Below are 23,361 nucleotides of genomic sequence, written 5' to 3' on the forward strand. Positions count from 1 at the left end.
CGGCGGGAAGATCGAGATTTCTCGACTTCGCTCACTGTGTTCGCTCCGCTCGAAATGACAAGGGAGGCATTGGCGTGTCCTCGCTCGAAATGACAAGGGAGGGCGTCCGTGCGTCTCCGCTCGAAATGACAAGGGAGGGACGGAATCACGCCCCATGCTCGGCATCGAAGTCGAGGATGACCGCGTAGAGGTCTTCGGCGACCTGCTTGGGAATACCGGGCACGGCTTCGATCTCCTCGAGACTCGCCTCGCGCATGCGCTTGACGCTGCCAAAGTGCTTGAGGAGCTGCTTGCGCCGTTTGGGACCCAGGCCGGGAACATCGTCGAGGATGGAGGCGACCATGCCCTTGTCGCGTAGCTCGCGGTGGAAGGTGATCGCAAAACGGTGCGCCTCGTCGCGCACGTGCTTGACGAGGTAGAGCGAGGGGCTTCCGCTTGGCAGCACGACGGGACCCGTATCATCCCAGGGCACGTAGAGTTCCTCGTCCTTCTTGGCCAGACCCGCCATGGGAATGTCGAGACCGAGCTCGGAGAGCTCGTTAATGGCAGCCGTGAGCTGCGGCTTGCCGCCGTCGAGGATGAGCAGGTCGGGCCGTGAGCCAAAGCGCTCGTCAGCCATGCGCTCGGGTGCATAGCGACGACGCAGCACCTCGCTCATCATCGCAAAGTCGTTGGCCTCGCCGTATTCCTTGCGAATCTTGAAACGACGGTACTGCGACTTATCGGGCTTGCCATTGGTGAAGACGACCATCGACGCGACGGAATAGTTGCCGTGGATGGTCGAGATGTCGAAGCATTCGATGCGCATGGGCGGTTCGGGCAACGCGAGCGCGCTTTCGAGCTGCAGCAACGCAAGATCGAGACGTTCCTCGTCGTAACGGGTGCGCATCTTGTGGCGCATGAGCGCGTGCTTGGCGTTGAGCGCCGCAAGGTCGAGCAGCTGATTGCGCTCACCGCGCTCGGGGACGACCACGTGCACTTTTGCGCCATGGGGACTCGCGAGGCGCTCGGTGAGCCACTGCTCAAGCGGCCGGGTCACCTCTTCGGGCAGATGTTCGGCGATGACGACCTCGTGTGGAAGCTCGGTCGTCTGGTCATAGAACTTGGAAAGGAACTGGCCCACGAGGTCTGCCTCGGGCACGTTAAGGCCCTTGTCGAGGACGAAATCGTTGCTGATGATGATTCGCCCGTTTCGCACGACGAAAACATGCGCCGCCGCAATCGTCTCTTCGCGGAAGAATCCGATGACGTCGATGTTGAGCGGACGCGAAAGCACGGCTTTCTGCTTCTCCTGCAGTGCCTTGATGGCCTCGAGACGATCGCGCGCACGTGCGGCATGCTCGAAATCGAGCTCGGCTGCCGCCTCCTTCATCTCGGCCTCGAGCTCCCCCACGAACTCGTCACGCTCACCAGCCAGAAAACGCTCCACGCGGGCAACAAGCGGCGCGTACTCCTCGGGCGTGATAGCCGCGCAACAGGGACCCGTTCCCTTGCCAATGTGGTAGGCGAAGCAGGCCTTGTCATCGGACGTGGGCCATCTGCCCGCCTCGATCATGCGCGTCATCTTGCGATACTGCTCGCAGGACACGGCGCAAATCGGCACGATGCGTCGCACGGTATCGATGGTCTCGCGGGCCGCACGTGCATCGGTGTAGGGCCCAAAATAGCGTGTGCCGCTCTTGTGCTTCTCGCGCGTGAACTTGATGGCGGGATATGCGGCGCTCTTGGTGATGGCAATGAACGGGTAGCTCTTGTTGTCGCGATAGTCGACGTTGAAGGGCGGATTGTACTGCTGGATGAGGTTCTTCTCGAGAACGAGCGACTCGGTCTCGTTGTTCACCACGATGTAGTCAAAGGAGGCAACCTGTTCCATCATGAACGGAATCTTGAGCCGCTCGTCTTGCCCAGAAACGTACTGCATCATGCGCGCACGCAGATCAACGGCCTTGCCGACGTACAGGATCTCGCCCTGAGCGTTCTTCCAAAGATAGCAGCCAGGAGCCTCGGGCACGCTCTTCAGCTGCTCACGCAGGTCGGGTGCAGAGCTATTGTCCGTGCTGCTCGTCATGACGTGCCTCGTGTTCGGGGTCGATGCCCTCGGTGTCGTATATGACGTCACCACGCCCGTGGCGCTGACGCACCGGATGGAAAAGGCCAATCTTGTACACGATAATGGCCGAGGCAATGAGCAGGAGAATGAAAATCACCATCTTGGCCGTCCCGCCGAGCACCCACATGAGCAAGGTGCCGACGCAGAGAACGGCCGTCCACAGATAGATGAGCAGGACGGCCTTGCGCTGCGAATAGCCACGCAGCAGCAGGCGATGATGGATATGGCCGGCGTCGGGCGTGGCGATGGATTCGTGCTTGCGCAGACGACGCACGATGGCCGCAGCCGTGTCGATAATGGGAACGAGTGCCACGATGACGGGAACGATGAGTAGCGTGATCGAGAGCAGGCGCGTCGTACCGACAAGCGAGACCGACCCAAGCAACAAGCCGAGGAGCATGGAGCCCGAATCCCCCATGAAGATACTTGCCGGGTAGAAGTTATAGACGAGGAAGGCACCGGCCACAGCGGCCGTGATGGCAGCGAGCAGCGCGGCCTCCGTCTGCTGCAAGGTCATGAACATGATAAAGAGCGTGATAGCCGCCATGCCCGTAATGCCCGCAGCCAGGCCATCGAGGCCGTCGATGAGATTGATGATGTTGACGAAGCAGACAAGATATATGACCGTAATGGGATAGGCCCAGAGCCCGAAGTCGATGACAGCAGAGGAGCCGGGAATCTGAAACGCGTGCAAAATGGTTCCCGTGCCTGCAATGATGCAGGAGGCAAACAGCTGTCCGAGAAACTTCACACCTGGGCCAAGACTGCGCACGTCATCGATGATACCCACGATCACGATGACCGCAAGGCCGATGAGCACACCAAGCGACCTGACGTTGACCTCACCTGGAATGTAGAGAGGGCCATGCCAAAAGCCAGTACGCTCGCCAATGTATTCGATGATGACGGCGACGAGCAACCCTCCGAACATGGCGACGCCGCCCAGACGTGGCACGGTGCGACGGTTGACGCGGCGAGGCCCTGGCTCGTCAACGATACCGCGCGCGATGGCAAAGCGCCTGACAGGGGGAACAAAAGCGGCTGTCGCGGCAAAGGCGATGGCAAAGATCAGCAAGTAGTGTATCCACGTTTGCATGCGGCTAAGTATACGGCATTCTCATACGCTGCGTGGATATGAGCCGATAACCTTGACCTCTCGCATCTTCATGCGCAGGCAATTGAGGGCGACCTGGATATTGGGCTCGTCAGCATAGCCATCGATATCCATGAAGAACATGTAATCGCCGAGTTCCTGCTTGGTGGGTCGCGACTGCACCATCGTGAGATTGACGCCGGCGAAGAAGAGCTCCGACAGAATCATTTGCAGCGTACCCGGACGGTCGGTATTCATGAAAAGAGCAAGCGTGCTCTTGCCCGGTCCATCGTGCGCCACCGGCCCCTTGCCGATGATGACAAAACGCGTCTGGCTGCTCAGGTTGTCCTCGATGGCTTCCTCGTAGACATTGATGCCGCAAATCTCGGCGGCAAGCGGCGAAGCGATGGCTGCAACGCTCTTGTCAGCGGCGGCCATCTCGGCAGCGGCGGCTGTCGAATCAGCAAGGCGCAGCTGTCGATTGGGAAGGTTCTGGTTAATCCAGCGACGGCATTGCCCAATGCCCTGCGTATGCGAGGCGATGGTCGTCACCTCATCGAGCGTGGCATCGGGATTGAGCAGCAGTGCCTGATGGATGTCAATGGCAATCTCTCCGAGAATCTCGGCGCGCGAAGTAAAGGCAAAGGCATCGAGCACTGCCGTAACCGAGCCCTCGAGGGAGTTCTCGATGGGGACAACACCGTAGTCGGCCTTGCCGCGCTCGACAGCCTCGAAAACCTCGGGCAGCGAGTCACAAGGCAGTGACTCGTAATCGGCAGATAGTGAACCGCGCTCGACGAGGGCACGGACAGCCATATCGGAGAACGTCCCGGCAGGACCGAGAAATGCATAGGTGAGCTTATGCTGAGACATGATGCGAGACCTTTGTTTAGCTTGCGATGACAGGGCATTTTAGCACAGCCTGGCAGACGCCTACTCCGCGCAAAGCCACGTATCTCCCTGACGTGCGATGAAGCCTTCGCGCTCAAGCTCGCACAGGATTGCCTGAGTCTCCTCAGACGACGGTGCCTCGCGTCCAGCCTCCAGTTCGCTTCGCGCCAAGCTCTCGGCAAGCTCCTGGCTCGTGAGCGCGCCATCGATGACGCAACGCAGCAGGTAGGCGCGCTTCTGACGATGACTGCCCTCGAACTTGGACTGTCGCGTATATTGCCTGCTCTTTCGCGTGGGGTTAACGGTGGTCTTCTTCAAATAGGCACCGTAATCGAGCAGCGCATAATACCAATCACGCACGCGACGACCATCAGGGCAAGTTGCTTCAACAAGCGGAACGAGCTCCTTGTCAGACACGGTCTCGTACTCACTGAAAAACTCGTGGATAAACACGGCACGCACATTGGTCTCGAGGTACATATCAGGCTGCTGGAATGCAAATATGCGCACACCCGCAGATGTCGAGGGTCCGATGCCCGGCAACGCAAGCAGCGCCTTCTTGTCGTATGGAATCTCGCCGCCGTATGTGGCGACTACTTCCTCGGCGCAGCGCTTGAGATTGAGCGCGCGGCGGTTATAACCCATGCCCTGCCAGAGCTCGAGCACAGGAGGCAGGGGCGCCATCGCCAAATCGGCAACCGTGGGAAAAGCTTCAAGCCACTGCTCCCAGCGCCCAAGCACGCGGGCGACCTGCGTCTGTTGAAGCATGATTTCGGAAAGCAGGATCGCATACGGATCGAAAGTGTTGCGCCAGGGCAAGTCGCGATAGAGCTCGCGTCCGCGACTCCATACTGTCTCGGTGAATTCGCCGAGCCTCACGGGCGACACGTCCATCGTTACGAATCCCAGTCGGCAATTTTCCAGCCACGGCGCTCGGCGATGCGCTTGAGCTTTTTGTCCGGATCCACCACGACAACTTCCTTGGCATGCTCGAGCATGGGAACATCGCTGTAATGGTCGCTATATGCGCGCTCGAGCACCCAACCATGCGGACCAAACTTGTCATCACACAACTGTACGAGCAGACGCAATTTCTCGCGGCCCTGAACGGGAACGCCCATGACCCGTCCCGTGTAATGGCCATCCTTTTCCTCCATGATGGTCGATACCTGGCCATCAAAGCCAAGCTCCTCGACGATAGTCGTCGTGATGGGTTTGAAGGACGCGGATGCCAGCACCACCTTCATGTCCTCAGCGCGGCAGCGCTCGATCTCGCGAATCGCACCGGGGCGGATATGCTTGCGAATGCGCCTGTTGAAGACATCCATGATCTCGGCATCGACTTCCTCGACCGTCGGCTCGGTGAGCGCCGAGAACAGGAGCTCTCGTGGCGTGGATTCGACCAGCGGCAGACGCAGACGATAGCGAATACCCCATATGCCCATGAGGAAGGCCTTGTGTATGGGTAGCTGGCGATGGCGCAGCAGGCTCGTCGTGAGCTTGAGAGGCGACTCTCCGTCGAGAATCGTCCCATCTAGGTCAAATGCGGCTACGCGTATCAATGCGCCTCTCCCATACCTGAAATAACAAACGTGCGTGCGCATTATACGCTAAGGGAGGGACGGATGAGACACATTGGACAGGTACATCTGTCTCATAAGCCCCAATGAGACAGATGTACCTGTCCAATGTGTCTCATCCGTCCCCTGTCACCTCCCCGGCGCTAGTAATCCACCTCGTCGATGCAGTCGCTGAACTGCGAGTTGTAGAGCTCGGCGTAGAAGCCGTCTTGCAGCAAGAGCTGCTCGTGCGTGCCCATCTCGACGATGTCGCCGTCCCTCAGCACCAAGATCAAATCCGCATCGCGAATGGTCGAGAGCCTATGCGCTATGACGAAGCTCGTGCGCGTGCTCGTGAGCTCGTTCATCGCCCTCTGGACGAGGCGCTCCGTGCGCGTGTCGATGGAACTCGTCGCCTCGTCGAGAATGAGGATCTCGGGGTCCGCGAGCAGGGCACGCGCAATGGTGATGAGCTGGCGCTGCCCCGCTGATATGTTGGATGCCTCCTCGTTGATAACGGTATCGTATCCCTCGGGAAGCGTATGGATGAAGTGGTCGACATGCGCGGCCCTCGCTGCACGCTCGATGGCTTCGTCACTTGCGTCGTCGACGCCATATGCGATGTTGGCGCGAATGGTCCCGTTAAATAGCCACGTATCTTGGAGCACCATACCCATATGACTGCGCAATTCGTCGCGCTTGATGGTGCGAATATCGTGGCCATCGAGCAGAATAGCGCCCGCATCAATCTCATAGAAACGCATGAGCAAGTTGACGAGCGTGGTCTTGCCCGCGCCTGTGGGACCGACGATCGCGACCATCTGACCAGGCTGCACGTCAATGGAGAGATCATGGATGACGGGCTTTTCCGGGTCATAGCCAAAGCGCACGTGCTCGAACTGCACATGTCCCCTGCGTGGCGTCGTGTCGGGGAGCAACGCCGACTCATCGCTCATCTCGGGCTGATCGAGAATCTCGAAGACGCGCTCGGCGCCGGCAATCGTTGCCTGGAAGGTGTTGATAATACCCGCCAACTGGCTGATGGGCCGCGTGAAGTTGCGCATGTACTGCGTGAACGCCTGCACCTCGCCAACGGTGAGCGCACCGACAACGGCCTGCCAGCCGCCTATGCATACGATGGCGATGTAGGCGAGGTTGCCCACGAATATCATGAGCGGGCGAATCAGACCCGAAACGAATTGCGCGCGCCAGGCATGACCGAAGTACTCGTCGTTGATGCGCTCGAAGTCCTCGATCGCGCCTTCCTCGTGGGCAAACGCCTTGACTTCGGTATGACCGCCGTAGGTCTCTTCGATATGCGCATCCAGCACGCCGAGCGCGGTTTGCTGGGCGAGGAAGAACCTCTGCGAGCGCTTTGCGACAACGGCCGTGAGCGCGATGGAAACGGGCAGCGTGCATAGGGCGACGATCGTGACGAGCGGGCTCATGACCATCATCATGACGAAGACGCCGATGATCGTGATGACCGACGTGAGAGCCTGCGTCATGCCATCTTGCAAGGTCGTCGAAATGAGGTCGATGTCATTGACGACGCGCGAGAGGATATCACCCTTCGCATGCGAATCGTAGTAGGACAACGGGATGCGGTTGAGCTTCTCCTCAGTCTTCTGGCGCAGCGAATAGACGACGTTCTGCGCCACGCGCGCCATCACGAACGATTGCAGATACGTAAATACCTGATAGCAAACGTACAGGATGATAAGGACGAGCAGGATCTCCCTAAGCAAATCGAAGTTCACGCCCGCACCCGGCTCGCCATTGGCAATCGCGACACCGGCCCTGAATATCTCCGTCGTGGCCAAACCCAACTGGCGCGGTGCGAATATGTCGAAGACCGTGGCGATAATGGCACAGACGAGCACGAGGACGATTTTGGGAATCTCGGGCTTGATGAACGTGAGCAAGCGACGAAACGTCCCCTTGGCGTTCTTGGCCTTCTGCGTCGGCATGGCGGCATGGGGACCATGCGGGCCATGGTGACCAGGGCCGGGACCAGGCCTGCTGCCCGCCATGGGATTTTTGTGCTGCGGAGACATCTACCGACTCGCCTCCTCGTCCGTGATCTGGGAAGCGACGATTTCGTTGTAGACCTCGCTCGCCCCAAGCAGCTCTTCGTGCGTACCGATCGAGTCGATCCGCCCCTCGTCGAGCACGATGACCATGTCGGCATCCATGGCAACGGAGACGCGCTGTGCCACGATGAGCACCGTGGCCCCTTTCGTCGCCCGTTTGAGGTTGGCACGAACCTGGGCATCCGTCTTAAGATCCAACGCAGAGAAGGAATCGTCGAAAACGTAGAGCCCCGCCTTCTTGGCGAGGGCGCGCGCAATCGCAATGCGTTGCTTTTGCCCGCCGGAAAGGCCGCCACCGGCCTGGGTGATTTGCGTCTCGAAGCCATCGGGCTTTTCCATGATGAAGTCATACGCCGCTGCTTCGCGCGCAGCCTCGGCGACTTCCTCATCGCTGGCATTCCTATTGCCATAGCGAATGTTGTCGGCGATCGTGCCCGTGAACAGCGTGGTCTTTTGCGGGGCATACGAGATGAGCGCGCGCAGCTGCGCCTGCGGAATACGCATGATATCGATGCCGTCAAGCAGAATGCGGCCGTTCGTGGGGTCGTAGAAACGCTCGATGAGATCGACGAGCACGCTCTTGCCCGAACCCGTCGCCCCGATGAGCGCATAGGTCTTGCCCGCTTCGAGTTCGAAGCTGATGCCATCGAGCGTGGGCTCTTCGGCACCCTCGAAACTGAAGCTGACATCCTCGAAGCGCATGGAATGCGCATGGGCGGATGTGGGAACCTCCATACGCTCGGCGGTGTCGGGATCGTGCACGGTCGGCTCGCATTGCAACACGGCCGTCACGCGCTCGGCGGCAGCCTGCGCGCGCGGCCAGATCATGAAGATCATCGAGAGCATCATGACCGACATGAGCAGCATCATGGCGTATTGGATGATCGCCATCAGATCACCCGCCTGGAAACTGCCCAGATCGACGAGGTGACCGCCAACCCAGGCGATGACGATAATCACGAGGTCCAGCACGAAGCCGATGAGCGGCATGAGCACCGACATGCGACGCGCGACGGAGACGTTGGTGTCAGCGAGCACCTTGTTGGCAATCGAGAAGCGTCTCTCCTCGAAATCCTCCTTGTTGTACGCCCTGATGACGCGAATGCCCGTGAGCCCCTCACGAGTGACGCGATTGAGGTCGTCGATACGAGCCTGGAGAGAGCGCAGGAGCGGAACGGTGAACTTCATCACAATCGCCACGATGATGGCCATGACGGGAATGGCCGCAAACACGGCTATCGAGAGCTCGACGCTCTTCTGAAACGCCATGAGCGCAGCCCCGACGAACATGATGGGTGCCATCATGGCTATGGTCATGGTCATCAACGCGAAGCGCTCAAGCTGCTGGATATCGTTGGTCGTGCGCGTGATGAGCGAGGAAGTGCCGAACTCGCCGATCTCGCGCAAGCTAAACGCGGTGACACGCTTGTAGACGGCGCTGCGCAAGTTGCGCCCGAACCCCATGGACGCGCGCGCGGCGCACAAACCCGCCGCGATATCGGCGACGACGCAGCCGAGCGCCCAGAGCAGCATGACGCCGCCCGTCTGGAAGATGTAGGGCACGTCGTTGCTCGCGACGCCCGCGTCGATGACCTCGCTCATGAGGTTGGGAATCATGAGGTCACAGCCAACGCGGATGGCCGTAAGAACGAACGCCCCTATAAACAGGGGCGTGAAGCGCATGAAGTATGTCCTGACAAGCCCGAGCATGATGCTTGGATTAGCTCCTGTACCCATTGGGGTTGGCCTGCTGCCAGCGCCACGAATCCGCGCACATGTCCGCGATGTCGTATTGAGCTCGCCAGCCGAGCTCATTGGCCGCCTTGCTACAATCGGCATAGCAAGCTGCTATATCTCCCGCTCGGCGCGGCTTGATAGCATAGGGAACCTCGACACCGGTCGCATCTTGGAAGGCGTGCACAAGCTCGAGAACGCTCGTGCCGTTGCCCGTCCCCAGATTGTAGATATACAGACCACCCTCGGGCTTAATCGCCTTGAGCGCTGCGACGTGCCCGCTTGCAAGGTCCATGACGTGGATGTAATCGCGCACGCCAGTACCATCGGGCGTGTCGTAGTCATCGCCGAAGACGCCGAGCTTTTCGAGCTTGCCCACGGCAACCTGCGTAATGTAGGGCATGAGATTGTTGGGGATGCCAGAAGGATCCTCGCCCATGGTGCCCGACGGATGCGCGCCGATGGGGTTGAAGTAGCGCAGCAGGACGACGTTCATGTCCGGGATGGCATGCTGCACATCGGCGAGGATATCCTCGATCATGGACTTGGTGCGCCCGTAAGGATTGGTCGCCTCGCCCTTGGGCATATCCTCGGTCAGGGGCAGCTCCTGCGGCGTGCCATAAACCGTAGCCGAACTCGAGAAAATGATGTTCTTGCAGCCCGCATCGCGCATGGCTTCGAGCAGCTTGACCGTGCCGCCAACATTGTTGTCGTAGTACTCGATGGGCTTTTCGACCGATTCGCCCACGGCCTTGAGGCCGGCAAAGTGAATCACGCAGTCGATGTCATGCTCGGCGAAGACCTCGCGCAGCTTTGCCTCATCGCGGATATCACCCTCGATAAAGGGGACGTCGACTCCCGTGATGGCCTTGATACGGTCGAAGACAACCGGAGATGCGTTGCACAGGTTGTCGTAGGCAATGGGCTCATGACCAGCTTCGATGAGCTCGATGATTGTATGACTCCCGATGAAGCCCGCTCCACCCGTTACAAGAATCTTCATTGCTCTTCCCATCATTCCACTCTCCAAAAACAGGATTCACGATAGCACAGCGGAAGGGCCGCAAAGGTACATTTGGGTAACGACTTGTGGTTACTTGCGCAGACCCCACGCATAAAGCGCAAGCATGATGATGGAGCAGGCGCCCATGACGATGGCCAGGCCGCCCACATAGCTCGTCCATGGCAAGGTCATGACGACGGTGCCCGCAGCACCAAGCATCGTGTACACGAAATTGGCAAAAGCGCTGGCCGACCCGACTTGGTCAGGAGGTTGGTCGAGCAACACCACGAAGGCATGTGGACGAATGATGCCCTCCATGAGAGCGTAGGGCACGAAACAGCAGAAGAATGCAAAAGGGCCCCAGATGCCAAATACGGCCATGAACGCAGCTGCCACCAAACCGAGCACGGCGCACAGGACCGTGAGCGCGCGGGGGCTCATCATCTTCGAAATGCGCAGGTACACAAAAGGCGCAAGCACGCTCACGCCACAGATTCCCGCATAGACGAGGTTGTATATCACATATCCCGAGTCAAAGTCATCGAGCAGGATATACGAGGCCACGGCTATGTAACCCATATATGCCAGGCCTGCGACACCCACAATCAGCGCCATGGCGGTAAACGAACGCTTGGAGAGCAGCGAGCGCACGCGCATCATCATGTCGCGCAAGGCTGGAACAACACCGGCGGCAAGGCGATGATCCGCGTGCATGGTCTCGCTAATGACGAGCGCGATAACCAGCCCGATAATGCCCATAACGGCAAGAGCGACGAAAATCTCGCGCCAGCCACCTATGGCGAGCAGTAGCGTGCCCAGAAACGGAGCGAGCACCGGTCCGACAATCACGAGCGATTGCAGGAGCGACATCGCGAACTTGAGGTCCTTGTCGGTGTAGGCGTCCTTGATCATCGCGGTCACGTCCGTCTCGACCAAGCCAAAGCCGATAGCCTGGCCGACGCGGAAGACCGTGAGCATGAGCACCGAAGTCGAAAGCGCGCAGCCGATGGAGGAAGCGCCAAAGACGGCACAGCTCACAATGAGGATGGGCTTGCGGCCAAACTTGTCCGTAAGCGGCCCCGCGACGAGAATGGCAAATGCCGAGACAAGCATGAACATGAACATCGTAAGGTTGAGAAATGATGCACTGGTGTCGAATTCCTCGAGCAAGAGGGGCAATGCCGGCACATACATGTCGATGGCGAGGATGAACGACGCGTTGATGACGAGCACGCACGCCAAGAAGGTGCGCGGGCCGAGGTGTTTTTGTGGTGTCGCAAATTGCATGGGCCATAGGATAGCGCAATATCCCTCCACCTAGCACTTGCGCACGGTCGGGCAATAGCTCCCGCATGACGGGCAAATCGGGCGTACAATATCTCCTCTCGGACTACTGCACCATGAGGAGGTTCGGCAATGCCCACGAGCCACGTCATGACAACCATGCGGAGGATCATCGCAGCCTTCGCTTCCATTGCCCTCATCACCGCATTTATGCCGGTGACAGCCATTGCTGCGCCCACCCAGGACGCTCCGCTCACCGCACAGGCCGCCGACATCGCCCGGGGTACGAGCGGGACATGCTCGTGGGTCATCGACGGCTCGGGCAAGCTCACCATCCGCCCCACGAGCGGTGATAGCGGCACGCTGGGGGAGATGGATGGAACTGCGCCTTGGACTGAGATCTCACCTTGGAGGGCACACGCCGCCAAGATCACCTCTGCCGTCATCGAACCCGGCGTCAAAACCGAGGGCAGGGTTCGGGGGCTATTTGCTGGCTGCTCGGCCATGACGTCCATTGACCTATCGGGACTCGATACGTCTAGTGCATGGGCGACGGACGGCATGTTTTCAGGCTGCTCATCACTCGAGTCAATCGATCTCTCCACCCATGACCTGCAGAACATCAGCGCCACGAGTGACATGTTCAAAGACTGCACCTCACTTGCGTCACTCGATCTTGGCGGATTCCATGCTCAAAACACAAAGTACATGAACTCGATGTTCGAGGGCTGCGCCGCCCTCGAGTCCCTCGATCTGTCGGGCCTGGCGGGTGCCAACCCCACCAGCATGCGCTCCACCTTCGCTGGTTGTTCCTCGCTCACGACGCTAGACCTTTCCAACCTCGACACGTCCTTCGTCACGTGCATGGCAAATCTCTTTGATGGGTGCGCCTCCCTGACCACACTTGATATCTCGAACTTCGATACCGCAAAAGTCCTTGAAATGGGTTCGATGTTCAGGGGTTGCGCGAAGCTCACGCAGCTCGACCTCTCGCACTTCGACACGACGCTTGTCTCGGACATGGAGGCCATGTTCGATGGCTGCGCATCGCTCACCTCGCTCAATATCTCGAATCTCAACACCTTGCGCATATCGAACATGACGCGTATGTTCGCGGACTGTGCTTCGCTTCCAAGGCTCGACGTCCGCGGTCTCTCGACCTCGGCAGCCATGTCCATGAGCTCGATGTTCGAGGGCTGTGCCAAGCTCACGCAGCTCGACCTCTCCAGTTTCGACACCACCCAGCTCACCCTCGTGAACTCCATGTTCAAGGGCTGTTCATCGCTCAGCTCGCTCATGTTGCCCAACTTGAGCACCGCAAACATCATCGACACGAGCTCGATGTTCGAGGGATGCGCTGCACTCACTTCGGTCGAGCTGGCAAGTTTTAACATGGCGAGCGTGGGAAACATGGCTCGCATGTTCAAGGATTGCTCCTCGATTGCCACCCTTAGTCTTTCCGGTTTGAACATCCCGGAGGCAACGAGCCTCGAAAGCCTGTGCGAGGGCTGTACCTCGCTCATGTCGCTGAATATTTCGAACCTCAACGTACCAGCTGCAAAGAGCACAAGCGGCATGCTCAAAGGCTGCACCTCGCTCAGGACCCTGAGTTTTGCAGGAGTCGCCACTTCGGGTGTAACGGACATGAGCTCGATGTTCGAGGGATGCACCTCGCTCTCCGCCGTCGACATCGCGGGCCTTGACACGAGCAGTGCGTCGAACATGAATGCCATGTTCAAGGGATGCACTTCACTCAGCGGGCTTGACCTCTCGCACAACAACCTTGCGCGAGCCATGGACGTAAGCTCGATGTTCGAGGGATGCAGCGCCTTCGCATCACTCATCTTCGCCAGCGATGCCGACACGACGTATCTCAGGAACATGAACGCCATGTTCAAAGGATGCACGCGTCTGCCCTCGGTTGACGCATCAGGAGTCACGCATATCAATCTTGACGGCGTTTCGGATACGAGCTCGATGTTCGAGGGCTGTGTGAGCCTCCGTGCATCGTCGCTTTCCGGACTGGACACTTCGAGCTTGTCGAACATGAACTCGATGTTCAAGGGATGCGCAGCGCTGGAATCGGTCGAGTCCCTTGGCCTGGCCGACATCAACACCGTCTACGTCCGTGACATGAGTAGCCTGTTCGAGGATTGTTCGGGACTGCGTTCCGCCGACCTCACGGGCTTCAAGACTGCCAACGTGACGAACATGGACTCGATGTTCAAGGGATGCAGCTCGCTTCCCTCCATCGACCTTTCCACCATCGACACAGCCAACGTCGAGAGCATGGGCTCCACGTTCGCAGGCTGCTCCGCCCTTGAGTCGGCTACGCTTACCGGCATCGACACGACAAAGCTCACCTCCTTGCATGGCATGTTCTCGGACTGCCTGCAGTTGACCTCAATCGATCTTACCGACGTGGCCACTCCCGGCGTTACGGACATGGGCGCGCTGTTCTCCGGCTGCTCCAAGCTCGCGAAACTTGACCTTTCGAGCATCGATAGCTCCAAGGTCACCGTCATGGACGGCATTTTCGAAGGGTGCGAGGCGCTCGACAAGCTGACCCTGGGCGAGAAGTTCGTCTTCGTGGGAACAGCAAGCGAGCTTCCCAAGGCGTTCTGGCAGGCGGCATCCACGCAGAAGATCTACAGCTCGCATCAAATCGCCACCGAATGCAAGGGCGTCGCGGACACCTACGCCAAACGCCACGACATCAAGGACGAAGTCCCCACAATCACAGCTGGCGCGAACGCAAGCTGGCATCGGGGCATGACAAGCGGGGCGGAGTTCCGCTCGAGCGCACCTCTTATCATTTTCACGCATGTAAAAGTCGATGGTAAAGTGATCGAATCGAGCAAGTATGATTTGCGCGAGGGGTCGACCATCGTCACCCTCAAGCGCGACTACCTTGTCTCGCTTCCCAATGGCAAGCACACGCTCGAGATCGTCTCGGCCACGGGCGCGGCAAGCACGACCTTCACGGTTGGTGACGACCCAAGCGTCAACCCGGGACCAGACGACCCGACCCCACCGGGCCCCGATAATCCCGATGATTCCGGTCCAACTCCGCCGGGACCGGATAACCCATCTGGCCCTGATGATCCTTGGCAGCCGCCAAGCAACGAGGGCTATCCGATGTACCGCCTCTATAACCCCAATTCCGGCGAGCATTTCTACACGTCGAGCATCGAGGAGCGAGACCACCTCATCTGGTGCGGATGGCGCGGCGAGGACGTGGGCTGGACCGCTCCGGCATGGGGTGACCCCGTCTATCGTCTCTACAACCCGTACGCTGGCGAGCACCACTACACGCTTTCGGTCGAAGAGCGCGACTCCCTCATCTGGGCAGGCTGGAATGACGAGGGCATCGGCTGGTACTCCGACACCGCATATCGCACGCCACTGTATCGCCTATACAATCCCAATGCCTTTTCGAATAACCACCACTACACGACAGATGTCGGCGAGCGTGACATCCTGCTTTCCATCGGTTGGCAGGACGAAGGCGTTGGCTGGCACGGCATCAGTCGATGAGTTAACAATGGAGTGGAGAGATTCCTCCGCTCCGGGGCCTGGCGGCCCCTTCGGTCGGAATGACATTGACCCCTTTGTCATTTCGAGTGGAGCGAGCAAAGTGAGTAGCGTCGAGAAATCTCGATCCTCGGGTTTCATCGGCAAAAGGAGCAGATGATGAGTATGGGCACGTTAAAACGAATCGGAGCATATGTTCTTGCGTTGGCACTCGCGGCAACCTTTATGCCGACGATGGCGCTTGCGACACCAGAGCAGGCAAAGAACCACGATGCACCCCTTATCGCCCAGGAGGCAACCGACGCCCAAGCCTACGGTGACCTTCTCTGGCAGATCGACGATACCGGCAAGCTGAAGATTTGGCCTGTCAACGGGGAAAGCGGAACACTGAGCATTTCTGGCAACGCACCATGGCAAGCGCAGGCCGCTAGCATCACAAGCGTCGAGCTTGCCGATGGCATCTACGCCGGCAGCCTGGGCGGCATGTTTCGCGGGTGCTCCTCGCTCGTCACCGTCGACTTATCCAATCTCGACACGACCGACGCATCCAACATGAGCAGTATGTTCTCCGCTTGCAGCTCCCTGCTCATGGTTGACCTCTCGTCGTTTGATACCTCAAATCTTATGCGCATGGGCGGTATGTTCGCTGGTTGTACCTCCCTTGTTGCCGTTGACCTGTCAAGTTTTGATACGAGCGCATGTTCGGATATGAGAGGCATCTTCTCCAACTGCAATTCCCTCGTCCGCGTAAAGCTTGGCGACAAGTTCCGTTTCACGAGTGAGGAGAGCAAGCTTCCGGAAAGCGAATGGCAATCTGCAACAACAGGCGAAACCTATACTTCGGAGCAGATTTATACCGACCGCCAAGGTATTGCAGACACATATACCAACCTCAAGCCCGCGGTCGAGGCTCCCGTCATCACCGACGAGACGGCGGTCACCTGGACGAAAGGCTCCAAGGACGGCTTCTCGCTTCGCTCGGATGCGAATATCCTGCTCTTCGAGAGCGTGAAGGTTGACGGCACCTCCGTTGATGCCGCAAATTACGAGGTCACTGAGGGCTCGACAATCGTCGCGCTCAAACCCTCATATCTCCAGACGCTGACCGAAGGCGAACATGCCATCGACATTGTCTCCATCACCGGTTCGGCAAATGCGAAGTTCACGGTTGCTCCCGACCCCACCGCCGTCAAGCCCGATCCAGAGCCGGAGCCCAAGCCCGAGCCAAAGCCCGATCCCGAGCCGGAACCCAAACCCGAGCCCACACCAGACCCCGAACCGATTCCCGATCCCGAGCCGCAGCCAGACCCCAATCCAACGGATCAGGGCCAAACCATGTACCGCATGTACAACCCCAACTCGGGTGAGCACTTCTATACGGCAAGCGTCGAAGAGCGTAACGACCTCATGTGGCGCGGCTGGAAGCCCGAAGGCATTGCGTGGACCGCTCCCTCATGGGGCACCCCTGTGTTCCGCCTCTACAACCCCAATGCGGGCGAGCATCACTACACGACAAGCGAAATCGAGCGCGCCGTCCTCATATATGCGGGATGGAACGACGAAGGCGTTGGCTGGTATGCCGACACCGAGCAGCGCGTGCCGGTTTATCGCGTATACAATCCCAACGCCTTCTCAAACAATCATCACTACACGACTGACTGGGGCGAGCGCGACGTCCTCATCGACATGGGCTGGCGCGACGAGGGCATCGGCTGGCACGGCATCGACTTCTAGCGGTCGACCTACATCTTGCGGAAGGCAAGGTTTCCGCTTGCCATATCCACGTCAAAGCGTCCCGTGACCTCGGCACTCGCATCACCGTAGACAGTGCTTCCGTTTGAGTTGGGCGGTCCGGCATAGGGCGTGCCCGATCGCACGGAAAAATCGCTATCAACTCGACCCGACAGGGCATCGTAGGAGAGCTCGAAAGCGCTCTGGCCTGGAAGCGTAACGTTTGCCGAGCCGCTCGCGATGTCCAGCTTTCCGCTCTTGGGACACTGCCTAGTCGAAATGCTGACATCGCCGCTGGCCATTTTCAGATCAAGCGTATCGGTGAAATCACCGGCCAAGGCAACGCGTCCGCTCGCAATGTCGGCTTTGAGATTCTGGACAACCGCATCGGTCACCTCAACGGTACCGGAAGCGATGCCGAGTTTCACAGTCTGACATGTCAGACCCTCGACCGTGTAATCACCCGAAGCAACATCGAGCTCGAAGCGAACGAGCGCCTGTGCGACGCTACGCGGAATCTTGACCTCAAGCTGCTTGGAGCCAAAGCTCGAACAACCGAAGATGCCGTTTTTCAGGCTGTCATAACTGATATAGAGCGTACCGTTCTCGCAGGTCCAGCGCAGAGGATGGCTGCGTACGGCCGAACCCGTCTCGGTAAAGACCACCTCGCCATTCGTCTCGGCATCGTCGCAAACGGTGACGATCGCAGAGCCAGCTGCCCAGGCGATGGCGACGTTTTGAACATCCGCACCGGCGACAGAACCCGCGCCAGTCTCGCGCATGGTGACATCGTCGTAGGAATAGTCGAAGTCGTAGCTTGGCGTGCAGCGCGCGGAGCAACTAACGATACCACCGCACAGCACGATGGCCAGGAGCACAAGAAGGCCTATCTTCACATATGAGGAATTGGTCAATCGTGTCATGATCATCAGCCCCTCGAAAACGTGTCATCATGGGATGCACGCCAATTGGGGTCATCCTCGACAACACGCACTATCCAGTAATAGATGGGAATGGTGAGAAAGACCACCCAACCAGGATGCCACCAGCCAAAAACGAAGCCCATGACCAAATAGATGATTACGCAGGCGATAGGATACGGAAATGTCGCCCAGGGGCTGCGTGCAGGGTGTCCGGATGTTGGCGAACCTTCTGGAGCCTGCGGTGCATAGCGCGTCTTTGGATCGGGCGGTGGCGGCTGCGGCGTATCGGGCGCTTTGGGTTGTGCATCGGCCGCTGCCTGCGCCACGGCGTCCTTCAGCTCGTCCTTCAGCTCGTGCACCCGTGCAGCCGCCTCAGCACGGGCCGCTGTCGCCGCTGCACTTTCGGCTGCCGCCGTGATCGTCTCAGCGGTTACTTCGACCGTCGTTTCCTTGTCCGCCTCCTCGAAGCGGACATCGTCGGCGATGTCGACATCTACGCGTACGAGCTCATCGAGCGTCACACCGTAGAGATCGGCCAACGCGATAAGGTTCCCCGTGTCGGGCGATGACTCGGCCCGTTCCCATTTCGAAACGGCCTGACGCGAGAGCCCGAGTCTGTTGGCAAGCTCCTCTTGGCTATAGCCCTTCTCGCGACGCATGGCTGCAAGACGCTGCGCGATTTCGACGTTCATGCGTGGTTCCCTTCGTTTTGGTGTCATGCGTTTTCCTCTCGCCAAACATACGGTTTACGCCCTGGTTGCACTAGCATCTCTCGTAGTCAATTTGCATTTTATCGGCCGCAACCGTCGGTTGCACCTGTCAATAAGCGGGAATAATGCATGCTATAGCCCGGCATCCCGGTCGAAATGACAAGGGGAGCGCCTTCGGCCCCTTCGGTCGAAATGACAAGGAGAATGGAGTATATTTTTCGGAGACTAATTCACCTCAGAGAGGGGTGCACCATGAACCAGACCGATCTGATGGGCAAGCGCGTCGTCATCGCCCTGGGTGGAAACGCCCTGGGGGATGACCCCAAGGAGCAGCGCGCCCATATTGCCGATAGCGCCAAATTCATTGCCAAGATGATCAAGGAGGGCATCAACGTCGTCATCACCCACGGCAATGGCCCCCAGGTCGGCATCATCAACCAGGCCTTCGAGGTGGCCCATGACGATGATCCCGCCCACGTGCCCTTCATGCCGCTGCAAGACTGTAACGCCATGAGCCAGGGATACATCGGTGCCCAGCTCACCTGCGCCCTCATGAATCAGTTGCACGAGTTCGATATCATGCGTTCGGTAGTCGATGTCGTGACCCACGTGGTGGTGGACGATGACGATCCCGCGTTCAAGGACCTGGAAAAGCCCATCGGCGCCTTTATGACCAAGGACGAGGCGGAGAAGCTCTCCAAAGCCGAGAACGTGCCGGTCAAGGAGGATTCCGGTCGCGGTTGGCGTCGCGTCGTGGCAAGCCCCCGCCCGCAGCACATCCTCGAGATCGACCAGATCCGCGACCTCATGGATGCAGGCTACGTAGTCGTTGCCTGCGGAGGCGCCGGCATTCCCGTCGTCGAGAACGACGACCTCTACACCGAGGTCGAAGCCGTCATCGACAAGGACCTCACGAGCTCGATTCTGGCTTGGAAGCTCCGGGCGGACTTCCTCGTCATCCTCACCGCCGTTGACAAGGTATGCCTCAACTTCAACACGCCGCAGCAAAAGGAAATCGACGCAATGACGGTGCACGAAGCGCGGGAGTACATCGAGCAGGGGCAGTTCGCCCCCGGTAGCATGCTGCCCAAGGTGCAGGCTTGCGTGGAGTTCGTCGAAGCGCATCCCGGCGGTCGGGCCCTCATCGCCTCGCTCGAGCACGCGGCAGAGGCCCTGCGTGGCGAGGGCGGCACCCTCATTACGGCATAGGGAACAGCGGCCGAGAGGACTGAAGCTCTAATACCCCATCTCGTGGAGACGCGCGTCATCCAGACCGAAGTGATGGCCGATCTCGTGGATGACGGTCTTGCGAACCTCTTCGGCGATTTGCTTGCGCGTGGAAAAGCAACGCTCGTGCGGACCCTTGAAGATGGTGATGACGTCCGGGAAGCCGCCATCCATGTCATCGTAGTAGCGCTCGGTGAGGGGCACGCCGCTGTAAAGGCCCAGAATCTCCTCGCCATACCAGGTGCCAGCCGGCCGTCCATCGTCATCGATACGATTGAGCTCGTCTTCGGTGGGCTCGTCGGCGATGACCACCGCGACGTTCTCCATGTCTTCCATGAATTGCTCGGGCATAGCATCCAGCGCTTCCTGGACAAGTTCCTCGAATTCGTCATCGCTCATGTGAACCATGGGTCCTCCCTATTTCGTGCCGAAGATGCGGTCACCCGCATCGCCCAGACCGGGAACGATGTAAGCATCCTCGTTCAGGCCCTCGTCCACGGCGGCGACGTAGATGTCGACATCGGGATGGGCCGCGCGCACCGCTTCGATTCCCTGCGGTGCGGCCACCAAGTTCACGAGGCGGATGTTGTTACAGCCGCGTTTCTTGAGACTCGAGATGGCGTCGACCGCGCTTCCGCCGGTAGCCAACATGGGATCGACCACCATGATGACGGAGCTTTCGTAGCCCTCGGGCATCTTGTAGTAGTACTCCTCGGGCAGGTGCGTCTGCTCGTTTCGCACGAGACCGATATGACCCACGTGGGCAAAGGGCATGAGCTCCAGCAGGCCGTCGACCATACCGAGACCGGCACGTAAGATGGGCACGATGGTGAAGAAGTCATCCTTGAGAACGGGAAAGGAACCGCGGCAAATCGGCGTATCGACCTCGCGTAGCTTGGTGGGAAAATCGCGCGTGATCTCATAGCCCATGAGGATGGAAATCTCCTTGAGGAGCATTCTGAACTCAGGCGAGGTCGTATCGCGATCGCGCATGTGCGTGAGCTTGGCCTCGATGAGCGGATGGTCGATGACGTGCACGCTTGCCATGGGTCTGCGCCTTTCGCGAGAGATGGTGTCGTGAGGGATATTGTAGCCGTTGACGATGGCGCTGCGATGTCGATTCCGAGGAACAGAGATCGTTTTGCTACCGGGAAGCTTTGCGGCCCATAGCGGATTGCTCGCACATCAAGAAAGGTCATTCGACAAGCGGCCTAATGATGATTCATGTCCTGAAGAGGTTTCTAAACTTTCAATCGTGTTTGGAAATTCACTGAATAGGGTGGCACACTTTCAAGTACCTTTTGAGCTTTCCAGCAAAATACATATCTCGTAATACGACAGGTTCAACCCTTCCCGTCTCATTGCTCACGTATAATCCCATACATGAATGAGCGGCATGGGAAAGTCATCATCGACGGTGCTTGCGAGGTCTGGCCTCACGAGCTGCTGACTGCCGAAGCACTTGCCAGGGCGGGTCACACCGTGGAGTTTATTCCAAAAAGCAACGTCGCATATAACAAGACACCCGATGTGCGCATTAATGGGATTCGTTACGAAATGAAATCTCCAACGTCCTCGCATCTTTCCGTTGTAGACAAGAACGTCAAGAAAGCCCTGTCGCAAAGCACGCACATCGTATTCGACTCAAAACGAATGAAAAACGCAAAGGATGCGCAAGTGCTCCGAGAGCTGAAGAAGTCCATCGCCACCAGACGCAAGCTGAAATCGCTCATTTTCGTTGACAAACGCAGAGCTGTCCATCGATTAAAGTAGATGCTATACTGAATCCACTAGAACCGAGACACGGTGACAATTGGGTCCCTACCGTCTCGGTTCTCTTGTATGGCGTGGCTCTTGAACGGCGAGCCATCCATCGACCCGAGCGGCCTTTCTATCAGACCCCACCCCATCTCTCACGGTACGCGTTAATCGCCTTGTGGGCTGCGTCGCCAAAGGCCCGAATCTCATCGGCTTGTATCCACCGACCATCCTCGCGGTAGCGCAAGGAGCAGTCGCGCTTGCGCGGACGCTGCAGACCGCCAATGGTGAGCTGGGCGTTTCCGCAAATCTCCCGTTTGTCGGTCTCGACCCGCACGCTCGAACCACCAAGTGCCCAGCGTGCCAAAGCGGCGTCGGTGAGGCCGCCCGTCTCCTGGAGTACGGCAAGCGCGGCAAGGTCGCCGAAGCCATCGTCCTCCTCCTCGATGAGGTTCGTGCTGCGCTCGGTACGGCCCGGCGTCACCGCGCAGACCACGAAGGAACGGTCAGTGAAGCGATACAGCTCGCCGTTCACGCGTATGCCCGCGCTCGTCACCTCCCACAAGCCGGTGCCGTCTGTCGCAGTGAAACTTGCCAGCGTGGGACTTGTCATGATTCTCCTTGGTAAGGGCCGTTTGCTGCTTGGGAAAACTCCTGGATGAACCCTTTCGGATCATCCAGGCTCAGCCCGATTGCGAGGGGCCTCTTCGTCCCCAAAAGGGTCCGCACCTCAACGGGATCATGCGTCACAACCCACACGTTTGCCTGGTAGAAGGTGCCGTAGTTCAGCCTATCGGACTTGTCGATATCCGCAGGCTCATGGCAGCTCACGCTTGCAATGCCGCTCAGGGATATCGTCCCCTTCATCTGAATGCCGCATTCGATTCGCAGCTCGCCTTTCCCCAGAACCACCGGACGCAGGACACGCGCCCTTGCATCACCCACAAGCCAGACAGCGGCATAGAGAGAGAACAGCGTCACGACCATCGCGACCGCCACATTCCATTGCGAGAGGAGCATGTGCATGGCGACAATCTCGACCGGAAAGGCCAGCCCAAGCCCCAGCATCATGCTCATGTAACCGCCTGCGTTGTGATAACTGTAAGCCTTGTCGCCCGCTTCAACGCTCGGCTTCTTGCGCCAGGAAAGCAACGCGTAATACCAAACGCCCAGTTCTGCTGCCATCATGCGCGCAGGCAGCTCTCTGCGCACCAGATAGCATGTCACCACGTAGAACCACTCCAGCGGGTCTGCGCTCTGCGTCTTCGCGCCTCTGAACAAGCATGCGAGATGAAGAATCTCCCTAACGGCAATCGCAACTTCCACCGGGAAGAGGGCCGCGAGCAATACGGGCAAGATGCCGGCAGCTAGCGAGCCGAGCGCAAACGCACTCAGGCCGTACCCCAACCAGATGACCGAAAGCACTGCCAGAGGCGTCATCTTCTTCGGACGCAAGACGACGAGATAAAACGCCAGGGGTATCCCGACCATGAAGTCGAGCGGAAGCGCCACGGCAACGACCTCTGCGGGAATCTGACTCGCCGAGATAACGCCGTAGATATAGAGTGCCAGCACTGCGGCAAGAAAAGCGAACGAAAGCCACGTTCGGCGTGAAAGAACCACAGGAAGACCTTCCTTTGAGGGCACTTGTTCAAGATGCCATATAGCTTATGACATAGATAACGCCCGAACGATATGCATTGTACCTCTC

Annotated in this window: 19 protein-coding genes; 4 read left to right on the forward strand and 15 right to left on the reverse strand. The window is 58.8% G+C overall.

What is annotated here, in order from left to right:
• Window positions 1–145: 145 nt before the first annotated feature.
• The 9 genes from uvrC to OIM11_09285 form a co-directional block, all read right to left on the reverse strand.
• A complete protein-coding gene (uvrC, locus tag OIM11_09245) occupies window positions 146–2,068 on the reverse strand; it encodes an excinuclease ABC subunit UvrC (GenBank protein HJJ01304.1) in 1,923 nt (640 codons plus the stop codon).
• Window positions 2,046–3,185: an undecaprenyl/decaprenyl-phosphate alpha-N-acetylglucosaminyl 1-phosphate transferase gene (locus tag OIM11_09250; GenBank protein HJJ01305.1), complete on the reverse strand. Its 1,140-nt coding sequence runs from the start codon at window positions 3,183–3,185 to the stop codon at window positions 2,046–2,048. Before OIM11_09250 ends, uvrC begins: the two co-directional genes overlap by 23 nt.
• A gap of 42 nt (window positions 3,186–3,227) precedes the next feature.
• Entirely contained in the window at window positions 3,228–4,076 is an 849-nt protein-coding gene (gene pheA, locus OIM11_09255; GenBank protein HJJ01306.1) for a prephenate dehydratase, read from the reverse strand.
• A 60-nt stretch (window positions 4,077–4,136) separates the two neighbouring features.
• Window positions 4,137–4,988, reverse strand: a complete 852-nt coding sequence (locus OIM11_09260; GenBank protein HJJ01307.1) for an adenine glycosylase — start codon at window positions 4,986–4,988, stop codon at window positions 4,137–4,139.
• Between the two features lie 2 nt (window positions 4,989–4,990).
• Window positions 4,991–5,656 (reverse strand): HAD-IB family phosphatase, encoded by a 666-nt coding sequence (locus OIM11_09265; GenBank protein ID HJJ01308.1) that lies wholly within the window; start codon window positions 5,654–5,656, stop codon window positions 4,991–4,993.
• 161 nt (window positions 5,657–5,817) lie between these two features.
• Complete coding sequence (locus OIM11_09270; protein ID HJJ01309.1) at window positions 5,818–7,710, reverse strand: ABC transporter ATP-binding protein/permease; 1,893 nt, start codon at window positions 7,708–7,710, stop codon at window positions 5,818–5,820.
• Window positions 7,711–9,456 (reverse strand): ABC transporter ATP-binding protein/permease, encoded by a 1,746-nt coding sequence (locus OIM11_09275; GenBank protein ID HJJ01310.1) that lies wholly within the window; start codon window positions 9,454–9,456, stop codon window positions 7,711–7,713.
• Window positions 9,457–9,466: 10 nt separating this feature from the next.
• Complete coding sequence (galE, locus tag OIM11_09280) at window positions 9,467–10,483, reverse strand: UDP-glucose 4-epimerase GalE (GenBank protein ID HJJ01311.1); 1,017 nt, start codon at window positions 10,481–10,483, stop codon at window positions 9,467–9,469.
• Between the two features lie 90 nt (window positions 10,484–10,573).
• Window positions 10,574–11,716 (reverse strand): MFS transporter, encoded by a 1,143-nt coding sequence (locus OIM11_09285; protein ID HJJ01312.1) that lies wholly within the window; start codon window positions 11,714–11,716, stop codon window positions 10,574–10,576.
• Between the two features lie 183 nt (window positions 11,717–11,899).
• Here OIM11_09285 and OIM11_09290 point away from each other — a divergent pair, with 183 nt between their 5' ends.
• A complete protein-coding gene (locus OIM11_09290) occupies window positions 11,900–15,304 on the forward strand; it encodes a BspA family leucine-rich repeat surface protein (GenBank protein HJJ01313.1) in 3,405 nt (1,134 codons plus the stop codon).
• A gap of 162 nt (window positions 15,305–15,466) precedes the next feature.
• A complete protein-coding gene (locus OIM11_09295; GenBank protein ID HJJ01314.1) occupies window positions 15,467–17,035 on the forward strand; it encodes a BspA family leucine-rich repeat surface protein in 1,569 nt (522 codons plus the stop codon).
• A gap of 8 nt (window positions 17,036–17,043) precedes the next feature.
• Here OIM11_09295 and OIM11_09300 read toward each other — a convergent pair whose 3' ends face one another.
• The gene (locus OIM11_09300) at window positions 17,044–17,955 is read right to left on the reverse strand and encodes a DUF4097 domain-containing protein (protein HJJ01315.1); all 912 of its coding nucleotides are present in this window, start codon (window positions 17,953–17,955) and stop codon (window positions 17,044–17,046) included.
• A gap of 5 nt (window positions 17,956–17,960) precedes the next feature.
• Window positions 17,961–18,647, reverse strand: a complete 687-nt coding sequence (locus OIM11_09305; protein HJJ01316.1) for a helix-turn-helix transcriptional regulator — start codon at window positions 18,645–18,647, stop codon at window positions 17,961–17,963.
• 270 nt (window positions 18,648–18,917) lie between these two features.
• Between OIM11_09305 and OIM11_09310 the strand changes: the two genes are divergently transcribed.
• Window positions 18,918–19,874, forward strand: coding sequence for a carbamate kinase (locus OIM11_09310; GenBank protein HJJ01317.1), 957 nt, complete (start codon window positions 18,918–18,920; stop codon window positions 19,872–19,874).
• Between the two features lie 27 nt (window positions 19,875–19,901).
• Here the strand turns inward: OIM11_09310 and OIM11_09315 are convergent, their stop codons facing one another.
• On the reverse strand, window positions 19,902–20,300 hold the full coding sequence (locus OIM11_09315; GenBank protein ID HJJ01318.1) for a metallopeptidase family protein: 399 nt from the start codon (window positions 20,298–20,300) through the stop codon (window positions 19,902–19,904).
• A 9-nt stretch (window positions 20,301–20,309) separates the two neighbouring features.
• The gene (gene upp / locus OIM11_09320) at window positions 20,310–20,939 is read right to left on the reverse strand and encodes a uracil phosphoribosyltransferase (protein HJJ01319.1); all 630 of its coding nucleotides are present in this window, start codon (window positions 20,937–20,939) and stop codon (window positions 20,310–20,312) included.
• Between the two features lie 336 nt (window positions 20,940–21,275).
• Between upp and OIM11_09325 the strand changes: the two genes are divergently transcribed.
• The gene (locus OIM11_09325) at window positions 21,276–21,665 is read left to right on the forward strand and encodes a hypothetical protein (protein ID HJJ01320.1); all 390 of its coding nucleotides are present in this window, start codon (window positions 21,276–21,278) and stop codon (window positions 21,663–21,665) included.
• Window positions 21,666–21,786: 121 nt separating this feature from the next.
• On the opposite strand, the gene OIM11_09330 is transcribed toward OIM11_09325, so the two are convergent.
• Complete coding sequence (locus OIM11_09330) at window positions 21,787–22,263, reverse strand: hypothetical protein (protein HJJ01321.1); 477 nt, start codon at window positions 22,261–22,263, stop codon at window positions 21,787–21,789.
• A complete protein-coding gene (locus OIM11_09335; GenBank protein HJJ01322.1) occupies window positions 22,260–23,273 on the reverse strand; it encodes a hypothetical protein in 1,014 nt (337 codons plus the stop codon). The genes OIM11_09330 and OIM11_09335 overlap by 4 nt, the downstream gene beginning before the upstream one ends.
• Window positions 23,274–23,361: the final 88 nt, after the last annotated feature.

This window comes from Coriobacteriaceae bacterium (assembly GCA_025992705.1).
Taxonomy (GTDB): Bacteria; Actinomycetota; Coriobacteriia; order Coriobacteriales; family QAMH01; genus QAMH01.

What these genes read in the sequence shown, in the direction of transcription:
- OIM11_09325 (HJJ01320.1), top strand. Translation starts at nt 21,276, where the DNA reads ATGAATGAGCGGCATGGGAAAGTCATCATCGACGGTGCTTGCGAGGTC.
- OIM11_09300 (HJJ01315.1), bottom strand. Translation starts at nt 17,955, where the DNA reads ATGACACGATTGACCAATTCCTCATATGTGAAGATAGGCCTTCTTGTG.
- OIM11_09260 (HJJ01307.1), bottom strand. Translation starts at nt 4,988, where the DNA reads ATGGACGTGTCGCCCGTGAGGCTCGGCGAATTCACCGAGACAGTATGG.
- uvrC (HJJ01304.1), bottom strand. Translation starts at nt 2,068, where the DNA reads ATGACGAGCAGCACGGACAATAGCTCTGCACCCGACCTGCGTGAGCAG.
- OIM11_09315 (HJJ01318.1), bottom strand. Translation starts at nt 20,300, where the DNA reads ATGGTTCACATGAGCGATGACGAATTCGAGGAACTTGTCCAGGAAGCG.
- OIM11_09310 (HJJ01317.1), top strand. Translation starts at nt 18,918, where the DNA reads ATGAACCAGACCGATCTGATGGGCAAGCGCGTCGTCATCGCCCTGGGT.
- OIM11_09330 (HJJ01321.1), bottom strand. Translation starts at nt 22,263, where the DNA reads ATGACAAGTCCCACGCTGGCAAGTTTCACTGCGACAGACGGCACCGGC.
- galE (HJJ01311.1), bottom strand. Translation starts at nt 10,483, where the DNA reads ATGAAGATTCTTGTAACGGGTGGAGCGGGCTTCATCGGGAGTCATACA.
- pheA (HJJ01306.1), bottom strand. Translation starts at nt 4,076, where the DNA reads ATGTCTCAGCATAAGCTCACCTATGCATTTCTCGGTCCTGCCGGGACG.
- OIM11_09290 (HJJ01313.1), top strand. Translation starts at nt 11,900, where the DNA reads ATGCCCACGAGCCACGTCATGACAACCATGCGGAGGATCATCGCAGCC.
- OIM11_09270 (HJJ01309.1), bottom strand. Translation starts at nt 7,710, where the DNA reads ATGTCTCCGCAGCACAAAAATCCCATGGCGGGCAGCAGGCCTGGTCCC.
- OIM11_09275 (HJJ01310.1), bottom strand. Translation starts at nt 9,456, where the DNA reads ATGCTCGGGCTTGTCAGGACATACTTCATGCGCTTCACGCCCCTGTTT.
- OIM11_09305 (HJJ01316.1), bottom strand. Translation starts at nt 18,647, where the DNA reads ATGAACGTCGAAATCGCGCAGCGTCTTGCAGCCATGCGTCGCGAGAAG.
- upp (HJJ01319.1), bottom strand. Translation starts at nt 20,939, where the DNA reads ATGGCAAGCGTGCACGTCATCGACCATCCGCTCATCGAGGCCAAGCTC.
- OIM11_09295 (HJJ01314.1), top strand. Translation starts at nt 15,467, where the DNA reads ATGGGCACGTTAAAACGAATCGGAGCATATGTTCTTGCGTTGGCACTC.